This window comes from Pseudomonas sp. GOM6, assembly GCF_029537485.1.
GTDB lineage: Bacteria > Pseudomonadota > Gammaproteobacteria > Pseudomonadales > Pseudomonadaceae > Aquipseudomonas.
Genome location: NZ_JARPUS010000004.1, coordinates 159,367 through 176,506, shown reverse-complemented (window position 1 = coordinate 176,506; position 17,140 = coordinate 159,367). Strand labels below are relative to the sequence as shown.

17 protein-coding genes are annotated in these 17,140 nt (G+C 65.4%); 11 read left to right on the top strand and 6 right to left on the bottom strand.

Annotated features, from left to right (window positions below; genetic code table 11):
• Nucleotides 1-6 precede the first annotated feature (6 nt).
• From gatB to P7A97_RS06695, 4 genes are all read left to right on the top strand, one after another.
• Nucleotides 7-1,455 (top strand): Asp-tRNA(Asn)/Glu-tRNA(Gln) amidotransferase subunit GatB, encoded by a 1,449-nt coding sequence (gene gatB, locus P7A97_RS06710; protein ID WP_277689144.1) that lies wholly within the window; start codon nucleotides 7-9, stop codon nucleotides 1,453-1,455.
• Nucleotides 1,456-1,512: 57 nt separating this feature from the next.
• Entirely contained in the window at nucleotides 1,513-1,884 is a 372-nt protein-coding gene (locus tag P7A97_RS06705) for a septal ring lytic transglycosylase RlpA family protein (RefSeq protein WP_277689143.1), read from the top strand.
• Nucleotides 1,885-1,960: 76 nt separating this feature from the next.
• Nucleotides 1,961-3,046, top strand: coding sequence for a calcium/sodium antiporter (locus tag P7A97_RS06700; RefSeq protein ID WP_277689142.1), 1,086 nt, complete (start codon nucleotides 1,961-1,963; stop codon nucleotides 3,044-3,046).
• A gap of 12 nt (nucleotides 3,047-3,058) precedes the next feature.
• Nucleotides 3,059-3,442 (top strand): carboxymuconolactone decarboxylase family protein, encoded by a 384-nt coding sequence (locus P7A97_RS06695; protein WP_277689141.1) that lies wholly within the window; start codon nucleotides 3,059-3,061, stop codon nucleotides 3,440-3,442.
• A 13-nt stretch (nucleotides 3,443-3,455) separates the two neighbouring features.
• Here the strand turns inward: P7A97_RS06695 and P7A97_RS06690 are convergent, their stop codons facing one another.
• From P7A97_RS06690 to P7A97_RS06665, 6 genes are all read right to left on the bottom strand, one after another.
• Entirely contained in the window at nucleotides 3,456-3,890 is a 435-nt protein-coding gene (locus tag P7A97_RS06690; protein WP_277689140.1) for a polymer-forming cytoskeletal protein, read from the bottom strand.
• A gap of 21 nt (nucleotides 3,891-3,911) precedes the next feature.
• Nucleotides 3,912-4,259 (bottom strand): hypothetical protein, encoded by a 348-nt coding sequence (locus P7A97_RS06685; RefSeq protein WP_277689139.1) that lies wholly within the window; start codon nucleotides 4,257-4,259, stop codon nucleotides 3,912-3,914.
• Nucleotides 4,252-5,226, bottom strand: coding sequence for a M23 family metallopeptidase (locus P7A97_RS06680; protein WP_277689138.1), 975 nt, complete (start codon nucleotides 5,224-5,226; stop codon nucleotides 4,252-4,254). The genes P7A97_RS06685 and P7A97_RS06680 overlap by 8 nt, the downstream gene beginning before the upstream one ends.
• 156 nt (nucleotides 5,227-5,382) lie before the next feature.
• Nucleotides 5,383-6,324 carry an AEC family transporter gene (locus tag P7A97_RS06675; protein ID WP_277689137.1) on the bottom strand — a complete coding sequence of 314 codons (942 nt, stop codon included), beginning with the start codon at nucleotides 6,322-6,324 and terminating at the stop codon, nucleotides 5,383-5,385.
• 95 nt (nucleotides 6,325-6,419) lie between these two features.
• Nucleotides 6,420-6,980 (bottom strand): response regulator transcription factor, encoded by a 561-nt coding sequence (locus tag P7A97_RS06670; protein WP_277689136.1) that lies wholly within the window; start codon nucleotides 6,978-6,980, stop codon nucleotides 6,420-6,422.
• Nucleotides 6,973-8,232, bottom strand: coding sequence for an ATP-binding protein (locus P7A97_RS06665; RefSeq protein WP_277689244.1), 1,260 nt, complete (start codon nucleotides 8,230-8,232; stop codon nucleotides 6,973-6,975). The genes P7A97_RS06670 and P7A97_RS06665 overlap by 8 nt, the downstream gene beginning before the upstream one ends.
• A gap of 340 nt (nucleotides 8,233-8,572) precedes the next feature.
• Between P7A97_RS06665 and P7A97_RS06660 the strand changes: the two genes are divergently transcribed.
• The 7 genes from P7A97_RS06660 to P7A97_RS06630 all read left to right on the top strand — a co-directional run bounded on the left by P7A97_RS06660 (nucleotide 8,573) and on the right by P7A97_RS06630 (nucleotide 17,139).
• The gene (locus P7A97_RS06660) at nucleotides 8,573-9,286 is read left to right on the top strand and encodes an SIMPL domain-containing protein (RefSeq protein ID WP_277689135.1); all 714 of its coding nucleotides are present in this window, start codon (nucleotides 8,573-8,575) and stop codon (nucleotides 9,284-9,286) included.
• 214 nt (nucleotides 9,287-9,500) lie between these two features.
• Nucleotides 9,501-11,102, top strand: a complete 1,602-nt coding sequence (locus P7A97_RS06655) for an ABC transporter substrate-binding protein (RefSeq protein ID WP_277689134.1) — start codon at nucleotides 9,501-9,503, stop codon at nucleotides 11,100-11,102.
• A 139-nt stretch (nucleotides 11,103-11,241) separates the two neighbouring features.
• Nucleotides 11,242-12,825, top strand: a complete 1,584-nt coding sequence (locus P7A97_RS06650) for an ABC transporter substrate-binding protein (RefSeq protein WP_277689133.1) — start codon at nucleotides 11,242-11,244, stop codon at nucleotides 12,823-12,825.
• 78 nt (nucleotides 12,826-12,903) lie between these two features.
• Nucleotides 12,904-13,914: an ABC transporter permease subunit gene (locus P7A97_RS06645; protein ID WP_277689132.1), complete on the top strand. Its 1,011-nt coding sequence runs from the start codon at nucleotides 12,904-12,906 to the stop codon at nucleotides 13,912-13,914.
• Nucleotides 13,915-14,140: 226 nt separating this feature from the next.
• Entirely contained in the window at nucleotides 14,141-15,046 is a 906-nt protein-coding gene (locus tag P7A97_RS06640) for an ABC transporter permease subunit (protein ID WP_277689131.1), read from the top strand.
• 132 nt (nucleotides 15,047-15,178) lie between these two features.
• A complete protein-coding gene (locus tag P7A97_RS06635) occupies nucleotides 15,179-16,168 on the top strand; it encodes an ABC transporter ATP-binding protein (protein ID WP_277689130.1) in 990 nt (329 codons plus the stop codon).
• Nucleotides 16,168-17,139, top strand: a complete 972-nt coding sequence (locus P7A97_RS06630; RefSeq protein ID WP_277689129.1) for a peptide ABC transporter ATP-binding protein — start codon at nucleotides 16,168-16,170, stop codon at nucleotides 17,137-17,139. The genes P7A97_RS06635 and P7A97_RS06630 overlap by 1 nt, the downstream gene beginning before the upstream one ends.
• The last annotated feature ends 1 nt before the right edge of the window (nucleotide 17,140 follow it).

The window sequence follows — 17,140 nt, the reverse complement described above, 5'->3', positions numbered from 1 at the left end:
AGACAGATGCAATGGGAAACCGTGATCGGGCTGGAAATCCACGCCCAGCTCAGCACCCAATCGAAGATTTTCTCCGGCAGCGCCACCACCTTCGGCGCCGAGCCCAACACCCAGGCCAGCCTGGTTGACCTGGGCATGCCCGGCACCCTGCCGGTGCTGAATGCCGAAGCCGTGCGCATGGCCTGCAAATTCGGCCTGGCCATCGACGCGCACATCGCGCCGAAGAACATTTTCGCCCGCAAGAACTACTTCTACCCGGACCTGCCCAAGGGCTACCAGACCAGCCAGATGGACGACCCCATCGTCGGCAAGGGCCACCTGGACATCACCCTGGAAGACGGCACCACCAAGCGCATCGGCATCACCCGCGCACACCTGGAAGAGGACGCCGGCAAGAGCCTGCACGAAGACTTCCACGGCATGAGCGGCATCGACCTCAACCGTGCCGGCACGCCGCTGCTGGAGATCGTCTCCGAGCCGGATATCCGCTCGGCCAAGGAAGCCGTGGCCTATGTGAAGGCCATCCACGCCCTGGTGCGTTACCTCGGCATCTGCGACGGCAACATGGCCGAAGGCTCGCTGCGCTGCGACTGCAACGTCTCGGTACGGCCGAAAGGCCAGGCCGAGTTCGGCACCCGCGCCGAGATCAAGAACGTCAACTCCTTCCGCTTCATCGAGAAAGCCATCAACCATGAAGTGCAGCGCCAGATCGAGCTGATCGAGGACGGCGGCAAGGTGGTGCAGGAAACCCGCCTGTACGACCCGAACAAGGACCAGACCCGCTCCATGCGCAGCAAGGAAGAAGCCAACGACTACCGTTACTTCCCCTGCCCCGACCTGTTGCCGGTGGTGATCGAGCAGAGCTTCCTCGACGAAGTGCGCGCCAGCCTGCCGGAGCTGCCGGTACAGAAGCGCGAGCGCTTCGAGGCGCAGTTCGGCCTGTCCAGCTACGACGCCACCGTACTGGCCGCCAGCCGCGAGCTGGCCGACTACTTCGAGGCGGTCAACGCCGTGTGCGGCGACGCCAAGCTGGCCGCCAACTGGGTGATGGGCGAGCTGTCCAGCCTGCTCAACAAGGACAACCTGGAAATCGAGCAGTCGCCGGTGTCGGCCGAACAGCTGGGCGGCATGATCCTGCGCATCAAGGACAACACCATCAGCGGCAAGATCGCCAAGATGGTGTTCGAGGCCCTGGCCGCCGGCGAAGGTGCAACGGCCGACGAGGTGATCGAGAAGAAGGGCCTCAAGCAGGTCACCGACTCCGGCGCCATCGAAGCCATGCTCGACGAAGTGCTGGCGGCCAACGCCGAGCAGGTCGAGCAATACCGCGCCAGCGACGAAGCCAAGCGCGGCAAGATGTTCGGCTTCTTCGTCGGCCAGGCGATGAAGGCCTCGAAAGGCAAGGCCAACCCCGGTCAGGTGAACGAACTGCTGAAAAAGAAGCTCGAATCCTGAGTCACACACAACGCCGGGCCTGCCCGGCGTTGTGTCATCTACCGCCAGGGAATGCTTATGCACCGTGTTCTGCTCCCCCTCGCCATCCTGCTGCTGAGCGGTTGCGCCAGCCAGGGCCAGATCGATCCTCACGGCTACCGCGCCGAAGGCCAGGCCTCCTGGTACGGAGCCCAGCACCAGGGCAAGCCCACCGCCAGCGGCGAGCGTTTCGACCAGAATGCCCTGACCGCCGCCCACCGCCAGTTGCCGTTCGGCACCTATGTGAGGGTTACCCACCTGGGTAATGGCCGTCAGGTCACGGTACGCATCAACGACCGAGGCCCGTTTACCAAGGGCCGCCTCATCGACCTGTCGCGCCGTGCTGCCGAGCAGCTGGGCATGCTGCGCCAGGGTGTAGCCCCCGTGCGCATCGAAGCCCTCGCCGACTGACACAAAGCGATACACCCGGCGCTGGCGCCGCCGGAACCAATGAATAAGCTATGCCGACTTTTTTTGGAGCCTCAGCATGACCCTGATGACCTTTGTCTACCTGATCGCCGGCCTGGTGTTGCTGGTCGCCGGTGCCGAGGTGCTGGTACGTGGCGCCGCCAAGCTGGCCGCCCAGTTCGGCATCCCGCCGCTGATCATCGGCCTCACCGTGGTCGCTTTCGGCACCAGCGCGCCGGAAACCGCAGTCAGCGTCCAGGCAGCCTGGAACGGCAGCGGCGACCTGGCCATTGGCAACGTGATCGGCAGCAACATCGCCAACGTCCTGCTGATCCTCGGTGTCACCGCCCTGGTCGCGCCGCTGCTGGTGTCGCGCCAGCTGATCCGCCTGGACGTGCCGATCATGATCGGCGCCAGCCTGGTGACCTATGCCCTGGCCTATGACGGCCAACTCAGCCGCCTGGACGGCGCCCTGCTGTTCGCTGGCGTGGTGTTCTATACCGCCTTCCTGATCATCAGCAGCCGCCGCGAGAAGAAAGCCGAAGGCGCCGACGAGTTCGAAGACGAGTACGGTCTGCACGAGCCCGCCAAGCCCCATGCCTGGGCCATCAACCTGGGTCTGGTGATCGCCGGCCTGGTGCTGCTGGTCAGCGGCTCCAACTTTCTGGTCGAAGGGGCGGTGCAGCTGGCACGTGCCCTGGGCATGTCCGAGCTGGTCATCGGCCTGACCGTGGTCGCCATCGGCACCTCGCTGCCGGAGCTGGCCACCTCGGTGATGGCCGCCTTCAAGGGCGAACGCGATATCGCCGTGGGCAACATCGTCGGCAGCAACCTCTTCAACCTGCTCTGCGTCCTGGGCCTCGCCTCGCTGGTGGCGCCCAGCGCCATCCCGGTAGCGGCCAATGCCCTGGCCTTCGACTTCCCGGTGATGATCGCCGTGGCCATCGCCTGCCTGCCGATCTTCTTCAATGGCTACAGCATCAACCGCTGGGAGGGCGCGCTGTTCGTCGTCTACTACGCCATCTACACCACCTACCTGATTGCCAACAGCAATGAAGCGCCCTGGCTCGACGCCTTCCAGCAAGCCATGCTGACCTTCGTCCTGCCGCTGACCGCCATCACCCTGATGGTGATCGGTGCCCGCGCCTGGCACAAACAACGCTAAGGAGAACGCCGCATGTCCGACCATGCCAAACAAGGTGAGCAGGTTCGCCGCGAAGTGATGGGTGACGCCTTCGTCGATCGTGCCCTGAACAACGCCACCGAATTCACCCAGCCGCTGCAGGACTTCGTCAACGAACATGCCTGGGGCGGCGTCTGGACGCGCGGCGTGCTGGAACGCAAGACCCGCAGCCTGATTACCCTGGCCGCGCTGACGGCGCTGAAGTGCCCACAGGAACTCAAGGGCCATGTACGTGGCGCGCTGAACAACGGCTGCAGCGTGGAAGAGATCCGCGAGGCCCTGCTGCACTGCGCCGTGTACGCCGGCGTACCGGCCTGCATCGACGCCTTCCGCGCCGCTCAGGAGGTGATCGACGCCTGGCAGGCCGAGCAGGCGTAAACCGCAGGCAAAGTTAGACTTCGCCCGCCAGCGCCTCGCTGTTCTGCGCCGGGCTCGGCAGCTCTAGCCGCTGCGCCGGGTCGTCCAGCCGGGTCAAGGTGCCCTCCACCAGGGCACCGTTCTCCATGCTCAGCTGGCGATAACAGATATTGCCGCGCACCCGCGCATTGGAATGCAACTCCAACAGGTGCTCGACCACCAGGTCGCCGACGATGCTGCCGTCGATCAGCGCATCGTGACTGCTGACATTACCTTCGATACAACCGCCTGCACTCAGCGCCAGCAGGCTGGCGGTGCCCGGTTTGTGCCGTACATTGCCGCGCACCTTGCCGCTGACCTTGAGACCGCCCTCGAACTCCAGATCGCCATTCAGCGCCAGGTTGTCGGAAATCAGACTGGAAAATTTGTCGACGGACACCCGCGGTGCCGCTTTCTTGCTGTTAAACATCCCAAAACTCCCGGATGGTGATTAACGCTCTTGCTGCTTCCGGAAGAACGCCAGATCGGTTTTCAGTTTTTTCACTTGCGCCGCCAGGTCGCCATTGCGCCGCACCAGCTGCTGCTGAATGCCCACGGCCTCGCGCTGCTGCATGTCGAGTTGTGCCAGACGGGCCTTGAGTTGCTGGTTTTCCTCCTGCACGGCCTCCAGGCGCCGCAGCTGCTCACTGTCCTGGCGCAGGTGCAGACTGAAAGCCAGCCCCAGAAAAGCCAGCAACAGCAGGAAGAGCAAGGCACTGCGCCAGCGCCCACGACCATGCCCAATCTGCAGGCGGTGTTCGCCGCGCAACAGCTCACGGGTCGAAAGTGCCTTAGTCATGCGCCTGCGCATTGCTGTCGTAAGGCATGTCGGCCAGTGCCAGGAAACGTTGCGGATCGACGAAACGGCCATGGCGCAGCACTTCGAAATGCAGGTGCGGCCCGGTAGAGCGCCCGGTGGAGCCGACCGCTGCGATGCGCTGGCCCGGGGTAACCACGTCGCCGGCCTTCACATAGAAACGCGACAGGTGCGCGTAGCGGGTGACCAGACCATTGCCGTGGTCGATTTCCAGCAGCTTGCCGTAACCGTTGTGCCATTGCGCGGAGCGCACCCGCCCACCTGCGGCAGCTAGCACCCGGGTGCCGCTCGCTACAGAGAAATCCAGGCCGGAGTGGAAAGCCAGACGCTTGTTGAACGGATCGACCCGGTTGCCGAAGGATGAGCCCAGGCGTGCACCATCCACCGGGCGATGCGAGGGAATCGCCATCAGCGCCGCATTACGGTTGGCGACCCGCTCCAGCAGATGATCGAGCGCACCACGCAGGCAGCGGGCAGTTGTCTCGCTGCGCCGCAGGTCTTCCAGGGACTGGCTGTCTCGCGGCAGACTGGCCGCGGCACAGCCGCGCGGCGGCAACAGCACCCCCCCCTTGCCACCGGCAGGAATGGCCGGCGCCAGCTCAGGCATCAATGCCGGATCGAGCGCGGAGACCTGTTCGCTCAGGCTCTTGTGCTCGATCAGCATGCGGCGCAGCAGCAAAGCATCCGCCTCCAGGGAACGCAGACGCCCCACCAGCTCCCCCACGCGGGCCAGGGCAAAGCGCTCCTCGGCTGGCGCCGCAGCACTCACCGCGCCATCCGCATGGACCTCAGGCACGCCAAGGCCCTGCCCCAGCCAGACGCCACCGGCAAACGCACCGATATTGCACAACAGCAGCAGCGCCAGCCCCGGCAGCAGCAGGCGGCGCGGGTTGACGACCCGAATGGTGTCGCGGGTAAGAGACCGACTAGACGGCGAGATGAACTTCATAGTGGCTTCCCGGAAAACAGTTCGGTCTGCCTGATAAGGCAGCCCGTCGAATGGCGCACGGGAATTTGCCGTAAATCGAAGATCTTTTCTGCGGCCTGCTGGGCGATTATGACAATTAACCGGCGTTGGTTTGCCGGCACCCAGATCACCTCAGGCTCAGATCCAGCCGCCCCACTGCAGCACCAGCAGACCGATATTGATGGTCAGCACCGCCATCAGCGTGGTGATGACGATGATGGTGCTGGCCAATACGTGGTTGCCGCCGCTGGCCTTGGCCATGACGAAACTGGCCGCCGCCGTAGGGCTGGCGAAATAGAGGAACAGGATGCCCAGCTCAGCATTGCGAAAACCGCAGAGGAAAGCCCCCAGGGTAGCCAGCAACGGCAGCCAGACCATCTTCATCAGGCTGGCACTCAGGGCCAGGCTACTGCCCTCGCGCAGGGCCGCCAGCGACAGCGTGCCACCAATGCAGATCAGCGCCAGCGGCAGGGTCATGCTGGCGAAGTAATCGCCCGAGGTGAGCAGCCAGGCAGGCAGCTTGACCTGCCAGTAGGCAAAGGGGATGGCGCTCACCACGCCGATGATCAGCGGGTTGGTCAGGATGCTTCTGAGGATGCTGCGCAGGTCGGCCTTGGCCTCGCGGCTGTAGACCGCCAGGACGATGGCCGACAGGGTGTTATAGCTCAGGATCACCACGCCACCGAGTACACCGCCGACCGAAAGACCATAGTCGCCATACAGGCTGGTAGCCAGGGCCAGGCCGAGGATGCCGTTGTTGCCGCGAAACGCACCCTGGGTGTAGACGCCGCGCTCCGAGCGCGGCACCCGCAGGATGGCCCAGGCCCAGGCCAACAGGAAGGTGAAGATGGTCGCCAGCAGGAAGTAGCCAAGCAGCGCCGGCTGCAGTGCAGCCTGCAGGTCGGCATGCAGGATGGCGAGAAACAACATGACCGGCATGGTGCCTTTGAACACCAGGCTGGACGCGGTGTCGATGAAGCGCGTGTCGATCCAGCCCAAACGCTTGAGCGCCACGCCGACAAACAGCATGGCGAAGACCGGCGCAGTGACGGCAAGGGTCTGCTGAACGACAGCGAGCATAGTGGCCCCACGTATTTGATTAGGGGGCTAATGATACTCGCCGACTGCGGAAAAAACCTTTCGCCAGGCTTTCGACTTAGGTCGGGGTGGTGCGCTCAGCGCCTGACCGGGCGCTTCTGCAGTTTGCGCTGCAGGGTGCGCCGGTGCATGCCAAGCGCACGCGCGGTGGCGGAGATATTGCCCTCGTGCTCGGCCAGCACGCGCTGGATGTGCTCCCACTGCAGGCGGTCCACCGACATCGGGTTTTCCGGCACCAGGGTTTCCAGGTCGGCATGTTCAGAGAGCAGCGCGGTCAGCACGTCGTCGGCGTCGGCCGGCTTGCACAGGTAATTGGTGGCGCCACGCTTGATCGCTTCCACGGCGGTGGCGATGCTGGAGTAGCCGGTGAGGATCACCACGCGCATTTCGGCATCCAGCTCCAGCAGCTTGGGCAGCAGCACCAGGCCGGAATCGCCCTCCATTTTCAGATCGAGCACGGCGTAGTCCGGCAGGTCTTCCTTGGCCAGGGCCAGCCCCTCTTCCGCCGAGTTGGCCACGCTCACACGCAGACCGCGACGATCCATCGCGCGCGCCATCACTCGGGTGAAGGTGGGATCGTCGTCCACCAGCAGCAGGTGCGGCTGCTCTTCCTGTTCGTGCAGTAGTTCGTCAGACATGCTCATCTCCAAGCCGGGGCAGCCGCAGTTCCGTCAGCGTGCCGCCTTCTTCGTGGTTGTAGAGTTTCACCGAACCGCCGGCCCGCGTCACGCTGGCCTGGCTGAGGAACAGGCCGAGGCCGAACCCCTTGCCCTTGGTGGTAAAGAAGGGTTTGCCCAGCTGTTCCGCAATGGCCAGCGGCACTCCGGCCCCCAGATCGCGGATGCTCAGGTTGATCCAGTCCTCGTCCCAGTCCAGGCGGATGTCCAGCTTGTCCGGGCAGGCATCGGCGGCGTTATTCAGCAGGTTGAGCAGCGCCTGGGTCAGATCGGCCGGCGGCAACAGGCGCGGCACCGCGCCGGAACCCAGGCACTGGAAACGGTAGGTGGCCTCGGGGCGCATCAGGTGCCAGCGATTGAGGGTGCTCTCCAGCCATTGCACGGCGGTCTGCTCGAATACCGCCTGACGGCGGTCGGCCTCGGCGGCGCGCACCAGTTGCTGCAGGGTTTCCTTACACAGCTTGACCTGCTCCTGGAGCAGCGCCAGATCGTCCTGCAGCACCGGCTTGTCGCGATATTCCTGGCGCAGCTCCTTGAGCAGCACGCTCATGGTCGCCAGCGGCGTGCCCAGCTCATGGGCGGCGCCGGCAGCCTGGGTGGCCACGGCCAGCAGCTGCTGGTCGCGCATACCCTCTTCGCGGCGCAGCGCCAGCAACTCATCCTGGCGACGCAACGCACCGGCCATCTTGGCGGCAAAGAAGGTGATCAGCACCGCCGCCATCGCCACCGACAGCCACATACCGTAGATCAGCAACGACTCGCGCTGCCCCAGCGGGATATCCAGCGGATGCGGCCAGAACAGCAGTACCGTGTAGCCGGCCAGGCCCAGGCCACAGAGCGCCATGGTGTGCAGCCAGGGCAGGGTCGCCGCGGCGATGGTCAGCGGCACCAGGTAATAGGACACGAAGGGGTTGGCCGGCCCGCCCGAGTAGTACAGCAGCACGCTGTGGATCACCAGGTCGCAGGCCAGCTGGATGGTGTATTCCAGCTCGGTCACCGGCCACGGCCCACGCAAGCGCAGGGCAGTGAACAGGCACAGGGCCAACGACACGGCGAGGGTCACGCACAGCGCCAGCCAGGGCAGCGGCACCATACCGGACAGATAGGCGATCCCCACCGAGCCGGCCTGGGCAGCCAGCACCAGCAGGCGGATCAGGGTCAGGCGCCAGAGGTTCTGCCGGCTGGCGGACAATAATTGCACCGGGGCATAGATAGAGGTCGTTGGCATGCCCGCGAGTATAACCAGAGGGCCGGGGCAGCCGCCTGCCTGCGGCAACCGGACGCAGAGGCTGCCAGCCTCAATAGGTGGCGACGCGGGGCGGTGAAATCGCGGCTGAAGCCACTCCCACAGGACATATCAGGGCTTTGTGGGAGCAGCTTTGGCCGCGATTGGCTCCCGGATAAGACCGTTCGGATGAAACGGCGTGCCGCTCAGTGCCATCCTCAGGCATAGGGTCTGAAATAAACGCCGCACAAATCCTGCGAACCGCCGTTAACCCGAACAGTCTGATCGTTTCGTCAACTACCAGGACAACCACCCGCAAGGAGTTCCCATGCACCCACTCAACCGCCTCGCCGCCACTTTTGCCCTCGGCCTGGCCACGTTCGCCAGCCTGCCGGCCCTGGCCGACGAGCCCCGCTACAACCAGGTGTCGCTGCGTGCCGAAGTCAGCCAGGAAGTGGCCCACGACCGCATGTTCGTCACCCTCTACACCGAAGCGCAAAGCGACGACCCGGCCGAGCTGGCCGCTGGTGTGACCAAGACCCTCAATGCCGCCATCGAGCAGGCGCGCAAGGTACCGGGCGTGAAAGTCAGCCTGGGCAGCCGGCAGAGCTATCCGGTGTACGAGGACGAAGGCCGCAAGATCGGCGCCTGGTGCGAGCGCGCCGAACTGCGCCTGGAAAGCGCCGAATTCGCCCGTCTGTCGCAGCTGTCCGCCGACCTGCTGGGCGAGCTGAAGATGGCCGACATGAGCTTCGCCGTCGCCGAAGACACCCGCAAGACCCACGAGGACGCGCTGATCAAGGAAGCAGTCGCAGCCTTCAAGGCCCGCGCTCAGCTGGCCACCGAAGCCATGGGCGGCAAGAGCTACAAGGTGGTCAATCTGGCCCTCAATGGCGGCGGTTTCCAGCCGGTGATGCCGATGCGCGCCATGGCCATGGACCGCGGCAGCTTCAGCAAGAGCGAGGCGGCGCCACAGATCGAGGCCGGCACCAGCCGCATCCAGCTGAGCGCCGACGGCACCATCGAAGTGCAGATGCCCTGACCGAATAGACAGGAGACACCGCCCAATGCGCGGTGCCTCCTGTTACGCAACCGACCGATCCTGTCGAGATTGCGACACGCGCTTACAACTTCATCACAACTACTAAACTGACCGACGCTCCAAGCTTGCGACAGGCACATGCCCTGCATAGCTTCACGCAAGGTGCTCACAAGGCACCCCTCACGATGACAACCACAACAAACATGAGGTCGACATGCGTAAGAACGCCGTTATCCAGGCTCTCCTCGCCGCCGGGCTGATCGCCAGCGCGCCCCTCGCCAGCGCCGCCAGCAGCCTGGTGTTCTGCTCCGAAGGCAGCCCCGCCGGGTTCGATCCGGGCCTGTACACCACCGGCACCGACTTCGATGCCGCGGCCGAGACCGTCTTCAATCGCCTGACCCAGTTCGAGCGCGGCGGCACCGCCGTGATCCCCGGCCTGGCCGAGAAGTGGGAGGTAACCCCGGACGGTCTGACCTACACCTTCCACCTGCGCCCGGGCGTGAAGTTCCACAGCACCGACTACTTCAAGCCGAGCCGCGACTTCAACGCCGACGACGTGCTGTTCACCTTCGGCCGCATGCTCGACAAGGAACATCCCTTCCGCAAGGCCTACCCGTCGGAGTTCCCCTATTTCACCGACATGGGCATGGACGCCAACATCGCCAAGCTCGAAAAGCTCGACGACCTGACCGTCAAGTTCAGCCTCAACGCAGTGGACGCCGCCTTTATCCAGAACCTGGCGATGAGCTTCGCCTCGATCCACTCCGCCGAGTACGCCGACCAGTTGCTCAAGGCCGGCAAGGCCGCCGACATCAACCAGAAGCCGATCGGCACCGGCCCGTTCGTGTTCAAGCGCTACCAGAAGGACGCGCAGATCCGCTTCACCGGCAACAAGGACTACTGGCAGCCGGACGACGTGAAGGTCGACAACCTGATCTTCGCCATCAACACCGATGCCTCGGTGCGCATGCAGAAGCTCAAGGCCGGCGAATGCCACATCACTCTCAACCCGCGCCCGGCCGACCTCGACGCGCTGGCCAAGGACCCGAACATCGTCATGCCCTCGCAACCGGGCTTCAACGACGGCTACATCGCCTACAACGTAACCCACGCGCCACTGGACAAGCTGCAAGTGCGCCAGGCGCTGGACATGGCGGTGAACAAGCAGGCCATCATCGACGCTGTGTACCAGAGCGCCGGCCAGCTGGCGGTCAACGGCATGCCGCCGACCCAGTGGTCCTACAACGACAGCATCAAGGACGCCGGCTACAACCCGGAAAAAGCCAAGGAGCTGCTCAAGGCCGCCGGCGTACCCGAAGGCACCGAGATCACCCTGTGGGCCATGCCGGTGCAGCGCCCGTACAACCCCAATGCCAAACTGATGGCCGAGATGCTCCAGGCCGACTGGGCCAAGGTCGGCATCAAGGCCAAGATCGTCACCTACGAGTGGGGCGAGTACCTCAAGCGCTCCAAGGCCGGCGAGCATGACGCCATGCTGATCGGCTGGAGCGGCGACAACGGCGACCCGGACAACTGGCTGGGCACCCTGTATGGCTGCGATGCGGTCGACGGCAACAACTTCTCCAAGTGGTGCTATGAGGACTACGACAAGCTGATCAAGGCCGCCAAGCGCACCACCGACGTGGCCGAGCGCACTCAGCTGTACAGGCAGGCCCAGGTCATCCTCAAGGAGCAGGTGCCGATCACCCCGATCGCCCACTCCACCGTGTACCAGCCGATGCGCAAGAACGTGCAGGACTTCAAGATCAGCCCGTTCGCACTCAACTCCTTCTATGGCGTGGGCGTCGGCAAGTAAGCCGGCCACCGGGCGGCATGCGCCGCCCGGCTCCGCCACAGAAGGACGCACTCATGCGCAGCGAGTAGCACGGATGCAATCCGGGAAGCACTCCCCCGGATTGCATCCGGCTACAGGCTCACCGCCCTAAGGACCCCCGATGCGTCGAGACCTGCTCTCCCTCGTCCTCTGTCTTCCTTTCTACGCCCACGCGCAGTCCCTGGTGGTCTGCAGCGAGGCCAGCCCGGAAGGCTTCGACATCGCCCAATACACTGCCGCCACCACCGCCGACGCATCGGCGGAAACGGTGTACGAGCGCCTGGTGCAGTTCGCGCCCGGCAGCACCCGCCTGGTACCGGCCCTGGCCGAGCGCTGGGAGATCAGCGACGACGGCCTGCGCTACACCTTCGAGCTGCGCCGAGGCGTGCAGTTTCACCAGACGCCCTGGTTCAAGCCCAGTCGCGACTTCAATGCCGATGACGTGCTGTGGAGCTTCCAGCGCCAGCTGGACAAGCAGCATCCCTGGCACGCGCTGTCGCCGCGCGGCTTTCCCTATTTCGAGGCGATGAGCTTCGGCGAGCTGATCGACAAGGTCGAAAAGCTCGACGACTATCGCGTGCGCTTCACCCTGAAACACCCCGAGGCACCCTTCCTGGCCGACCTGGCCATGGGCTTCACCTCCCTCTATTCCGCCGAGTACGCAGGGCAGCTGCTAGCCGCCGGCACGCCGGACAAGCTCAACAGCCAGCCCATCGGCACCGGGCCCTTCGTCTTCCAGCGCTATGCCAAGGATGCCCAGGTGCGTTTCACCGCCCACCCGACCTACTGGGCCGGCAAGCCGGAGATCGACAAGCTGGTATTGGCGATCACTCCCGATCCCAACACCCGCCTGCAACAACTCAAGGCCGGCGTTTGCCAGATCGCCCTGCACCCGCGCCCGACGGATATCACCGCACTGCGCCAGGAGCCCGGGCTCAAGGTGCTGGAGCTGGACTCGCTACTCACCGCCTATGTGGCACTCAACACCCGGCACCAACCGCTGGACGATGTGCGCGTGCGCCAGGCCATCAACCTGGCCTTCGACCGCCAGGCCTACCTGCGCGCCCAGTACGGCGAGGGCAATGCCAGCCTGGCCGTGGCGCCTTATCCGGCGACCCTACCGGGCTTCGACCAGGGCCAGCAGCCCTGGCCGCTGGACCCGGCTCGTGCACGCCAGCTGCTGAGCGATGCCGGTCATGCCCAGGGTCTGAAACTGTCGATCTGGACCCGCCCCGGCGGCGGCCCGACCAACCCCAACCCCGGGATCGGCGCGCAGATGCTGCAGGCCGACCTGGCCGCCATCGGCATTCAGAGCGAAATCCGCGTATTCGAGTGGGGCGAGCTGATCAAGCGCGCCAAGAACGGCGAGCACGACCTGGTCTTCATGGGCTGGGCCGGCGACAACGGAGACCCGGACAACTTCCTCACGCCCAACCTGTCCTGCGCCGCCGCCGAGTCCGGTGATAACCAGGCCGGCTGGTGTCACAAGGAGTTCGACCTGCTGGTGCGTGAGGCCCGCCAGCTGACCCAGCCCGAACGCCGCGCCGCCCTGTACCGCGAGGCCCTGGCGATCTTCCACGAGCAGGCTCCCTGGATTCCCCTGGCCCATCCCAAGCAGTTCGCCGTGCTGAGCCAGGATGTCGAAGGTTTCATCCTCAATCCCATGGGCTCGAACAATTTTGCCCGGGTACGCCGAGTGAGGTGAACCCAAGAGCACGATTTGCCCCTATAACCATCAGCCCCACAAGGGCACCGACCTGATGATGCGGAGTACCACCACGCAATGCTGTCGTTCATAGCCAGACGCCTGGGGCTGCTGATCCCCACCTTCTTCGGCGTCACCCTGCTGACCTTCGCCCTGATCCGCCTGATTCCCGGCGACCCCGTGGAAGTGATGATGGGCGAGCGCCGGGTCGACCCCGAAATGCACGCCGAGGCCATGCACCGCCTGGGCCTGGACCAGCCGCTGCCGATGCAGTACCTGAACTACATCGGCCAGCTGGCCCAGGGCGACCTGGGCCAGTCGCTGCGTACCCGCGAGGGGGTGTGGGACGAATTCCTCACCCTGTTCCCCGCCACCCTGGAACTGGCCCTGGCTGCACTGCTGTTCGCCGGCACCCTGGGGGTCATCGCCGGAGTGGTCGCCGCGCTCAAGCGTGGCTCGCTGTTCGACCACGGGGTGATGGGCCTCTCGCTGACCGGCTACTCCATGCCGATCTTCTGGTGGGGCCTGCTGCTGATCATGTTCTTCTCGGTGTACCTGGGCTGGACCCCGGTGTCCGGGCGCATCGACCTGCTTTACGACATCGAACCGAGAACCGGCTTCATGCTGATCGACAGCCTGCTCAGCGAAGAAGAAGGCGCGTTTGCCGATGCGCTGATGCACCTGATCCTGCCGGCCATCGTCCTCGGCACCATCCCCCTGGCGGTGATCGCCCGCATGACCCGCTCGGCGATGCTCGAAGTGCTGCGCGAGGACTACATCCGCACCGCGCGTGCCAAGGGCCTCTCCCCCGCGCGCGTGGTGTTCGTGCATGGTCTACGCAATGCGCTGATCCCGGTGCTCACGGTGTTCGGCCTGCAGGTCGGCGCCCTGCTGTCCGGCGCCGTGCTGACCGAGACCATCTTCTCCTGGCCTGGCATCGGCAAGTGGCTGATCGAAGCCATCGGTGCGCGCGACTACCCGGTGGTGCAGAACGGCATCCTGCTGATCGCCTGCCTGGTGATCCTGGTCAACTTCGTCGTGGACATCCTCTACGGCCTGGTTAACCCCCGTATCCGCCATCAGCGCTGAGGAGCACGCCGATGAATTGCTTGCTATGGGATCGTTGCAGGCCGAAGTGCCTGAGCATCGACACGCCACTAAGTTCCTTGCATCACGTGGGAGCGGCTTCAGCCGCGATTATCAGCACACACATCGCATCGCGGCTAAAGCCGCTCCCACAAGGAGACGCCCACCTCGGCGATTGGGTCGGGCCACGCAGGTTGGGCGCAGCGAAGTCCAACGGACGAGGTGCGCTATGACGGCTTCGACCACCCCGATCGACCAAAGCCTGCTGTACCCCTCGCCCTTCAGGGAGTTCTGGCAAGCCTTCGCTCACAACAAGGGCGCTGTCGGCGGCCTGCTGTTCATGCTGCTGATCGTGTTCTGCGCGCTGTTCGCACCCTGGGTTGCGCCGTTCGATCCCAGCGAGCAGTTCCGTGACGCCCTGCTCACCCCTCCGGCCTGGCTGGAAGGCGGCCAGACGCGTTTCCTGCTGGGCACCGACGAAGTCGGCCGCGACATCCTCTCGCGCCTGATCCACGGCGCCCGCCTGTCGCTGCTGATCGGCCTGGCCTCGGTAGCCCTGTCGCTGATCCCCGGCATCCTGCTCGGCCTGGTTGCCGGCTTCTACCCGAACCTGCTCGGCCCCTCGATCATGCGCCTGATGGACATCATGCTGGCCCTGCCCTCGCTGCTGCTGGCCGTGGCCATCGTCGCCATCCTCGGCCCGGGCCTGATCAACACGGTGATCGCCATTGCCATCGTCTCGCTGCCCTCCTACGTGCGCCTGACCCGCGCCGCGGTGATGAGCGAGCTGGGCCGCGACTACGTCACCGCCGCGCAGCTGGCAGGCGCCGGCCCACTCCGCTTGATGTTCATCACCGTGCTGCCCAACTGCATGGCACCGCTGATCGTGCAGGCCACCCTGAGCTTCTCCTCGGCCATCCTCGACGCCGCCGCGCTCGGCTTCCTTGGCCTCGGCGTGCAACCGCCAACCCCAGAGTGGGGCACCATGCTGGCCTCGGCGCGCGACTACATCGAACGCGCCTGGTGGGTGGTCTCGCTACCGGGGCTGACCATCCTGCTCAGCGTGCTGGCCATCAATCTGATGGGCGACGGGCTGCGCGATGCGCTCGACCCGAAGCTGAAGAATGCGCAGTAAGGAGCCCGCCATGCGAAACCCCGTAGCCCGGACTTCAGTCCGGGACAACCCGCCAAGCGCTCCCAGACTGAAGTCCGGGCTACAGCTGCCGCTAGTCACCTGGTGCAACGCACCACGGCAGGAGCGCCGCCCATGAGCCTGCTCGATATCCGTAATCTCTCCGTGCGCTTCGGCGGCGCCGACGCCGTGCCGGTGGTCGACGGCCTCGACCTGAGCATGGACAAGGGTGAAGTGCTGGCCATCGTCGGCGAGTCCGGCTCCGGCAAGTCGGTGACCATGATGGCGCTGATGGGCCTGATCGACGCTCCCGGCCGGGTCAGCGCCGACAGCCTGCGCTTCGACGGTCACGACATGCTCACGCTCAAGGGCCGGCAGCGCCGGACAGTGGTCGGCAAGGACCTGGCCATGGTGTTCCAGGACCCCATGACTGCGCTCAACCCCAGCTACACCGTGGGCATGCAGATAGAGGAAGTGCTGCGCCAGCACCTCGGCCTCAAGGGCAAGGCCGCCCGCGTGCGCGCCCTGCAGCTGCTGGAGCGGGTGGAGATTCCGGGCGCCGCCAGCCGCCTCGACGCCTATCCGCACCAGCTCTCCGGCGGCATGAGCCAGCGCGTAGCCATCGCCATGGCCATCGCCGCCGAGCCCAAGCTGCTGATCGCCGACGAACCGACTACGGCGCTGGACGTGACCATCCAGGCGCAGATCATGGACCTGCTGCTCGATCTGCAGCGCAACGAAGGCATGGGCCTGGTGCTGATCACCCACGATCTCGCGGTGGTCGCCGAAACCGCCCAGCGCGTGTGCGTGATGTACGCCGGGCAGGCGGTGGAGATCGGCAGCGTGCCGCAGCTGTTCGACGTCCCGACCCATCCCTATACCGAGGCGCTGCTCAAGGCCGTTCCTGAGCAAAACTGGGGCGAACACAGCCTGGGCGCCGAACGCCTGGCCACCCTGCCCGGCATCGTCCCCGGCCGCTACGACCGCCCCGCCGGCTGCCTGTTGGCGCCACGCTGCCCCTATGCCCAGCCGCATTGTCGCGAACAGCGCCCGGCGCTGGAGCCGCACGAACGCGGCGCGGTGCGTTGCTTCTACCCCCTTAATCTCAACGCGGAGGTGGCCTGATGAGCAACGTACTCGAAGCCCGCGAGCTGACCCGGCACTACGAAATTTCCCGCGGCCTGTTCAAGCCCAGCGCCGTGGTGCGCGCCCTGAACGGCGTGTCCTTCAGCCTGGAGGCCGGCAAGACCCTGGCGGTGGTCGGCGAGTCCGGCTGCGGCAAGTCGACCCTGGCCCGCGCCCTGACCCTGATCGAAGAGCCCAGCGCCGGTAGCCTGCAGATCGCCGGGCAGGACGTGGCCGGCGCCGGCAAGGCCCAGCGCAAGCAGCTGCGCCGCGATGTGCAGATGGTGTTCCAGAACCCCTATGCCTCGCTCAACCCGCGGCAGAAGATCGGTGACCAGCTGGCCGAACCGCTGCTGATCAACACCGACCTGTCACGCAACGAACGGCGGGAGAAGGTGCAGGCGATGATGCAGCAGGTCGGCCTGCGCCCCGAACATGCCCAGCGCTACCCGCACATGTTCTCCGGCGGTCAGCGCCAGCGTATCGCCCTGGCCCGCGCCATGATGCTACAGCCCAAGGTACTGGTGGCGGACGAGCCAACCTCGGCGCTCGATGTGTCGATCCAGGCCCAGGTGCTCAACCTCTTCATGGACCTGCAGGAGCAGTACCAGACCGGCTACGTATTCATCTCGCACAACCTGGCGGTAGTGCGCCATGTCGCCGACGACGTGCTGGTGATGTACCTCGGCCGCCCGGCCGAGATGGGCCCGGCCGAACTGATCTACCAGCGGCCGCTGCACCCCTACACCCGCGCCCTGCTCTCGGCCACGCCAGCCATCCACCCGGATCCGGCCAAACCGAAGATCAAGATCGCCGGCGAGCTGCCCAACCCACTCGATCCGCCGCCCGGCTGCGCCTTCCACAAGCGTTGCCCGTATGCCAGCGAACCCTGCTACAGCGAAGTGCCCGAGCTGCGCCTGCTCGATGCCCGCCAGGTAGCCTGTCACCACGCGGAGGACATCGCCCTTTAAC

Excerpts from the sequence above, each read along its gene's own strand:
- P7A97_RS06630 (WP_277689129.1), top strand. The coding sequence starts at position 16,168 with ATGAGCAACGTACTCGAAGCCCGCGAGCTGACCCGGCACTACGAAATT.
- P7A97_RS06640 (WP_277689131.1), top strand. The coding sequence starts at position 14,141 with ATGACGGCTTCGACCACCCCGATCGACCAAAGCCTGCTGTACCCCTCG.
- P7A97_RS06635 (WP_277689130.1), top strand. The coding sequence starts at position 15,179 with ATGAGCCTGCTCGATATCCGTAATCTCTCCGTGCGCTTCGGCGGCGCC.
- P7A97_RS06645 (WP_277689132.1), top strand. The coding sequence starts at position 12,904 with ATGCTGTCGTTCATAGCCAGACGCCTGGGGCTGCTGATCCCCACCTTC.
- P7A97_RS06685 (WP_277689139.1), bottom strand. The coding sequence starts at position 4,259 with ATGACTAAGGCACTTTCGACCCGTGAGCTGTTGCGCGGCGAACACCGC.
- gatB (WP_277689144.1), top strand. The coding sequence starts at position 7 with ATGCAATGGGAAACCGTGATCGGGCTGGAAATCCACGCCCAGCTCAGC.
- P7A97_RS06680 (WP_277689138.1), bottom strand. The coding sequence starts at position 5,226 with ATGAAGTTCATCTCGCCGTCTAGTCGGTCTCTTACCCGCGACACCATT.
- P7A97_RS06660 (WP_277689135.1), top strand. The coding sequence starts at position 8,573 with ATGCACCCACTCAACCGCCTCGCCGCCACTTTTGCCCTCGGCCTGGCC.
- P7A97_RS06700 (WP_277689142.1), top strand. The coding sequence starts at position 1,961 with ATGACCCTGATGACCTTTGTCTACCTGATCGCCGGCCTGGTGTTGCTG.
- P7A97_RS06675 (WP_277689137.1), bottom strand. The coding sequence starts at position 6,324 with ATGCTCGCTGTCGTTCAGCAGACCCTTGCCGTCACTGCGCCGGTCTTC.
- P7A97_RS06690 (WP_277689140.1), bottom strand. The coding sequence starts at position 3,890 with ATGTTTAACAGCAAGAAAGCGGCACCGCGGGTGTCCGTCGACAAATTT.
- P7A97_RS06705 (WP_277689143.1), top strand. The coding sequence starts at position 1,513 with ATGCACCGTGTTCTGCTCCCCCTCGCCATCCTGCTGCTGAGCGGTTGC.
- P7A97_RS06670 (WP_277689136.1), bottom strand. The coding sequence starts at position 6,980 with ATGTCTGACGAACTACTGCACGAACAGGAAGAGCAGCCGCACCTGCTG.
- P7A97_RS06655 (WP_277689134.1), top strand. The coding sequence starts at position 9,501 with ATGCGTAAGAACGCCGTTATCCAGGCTCTCCTCGCCGCCGGGCTGATC.
- P7A97_RS06650 (WP_277689133.1), top strand. The coding sequence starts at position 11,242 with ATGCGTCGAGACCTGCTCTCCCTCGTCCTCTGTCTTCCTTTCTACGCC.
- P7A97_RS06695 (WP_277689141.1), top strand. The coding sequence starts at position 3,059 with ATGTCCGACCATGCCAAACAAGGTGAGCAGGTTCGCCGCGAAGTGATG.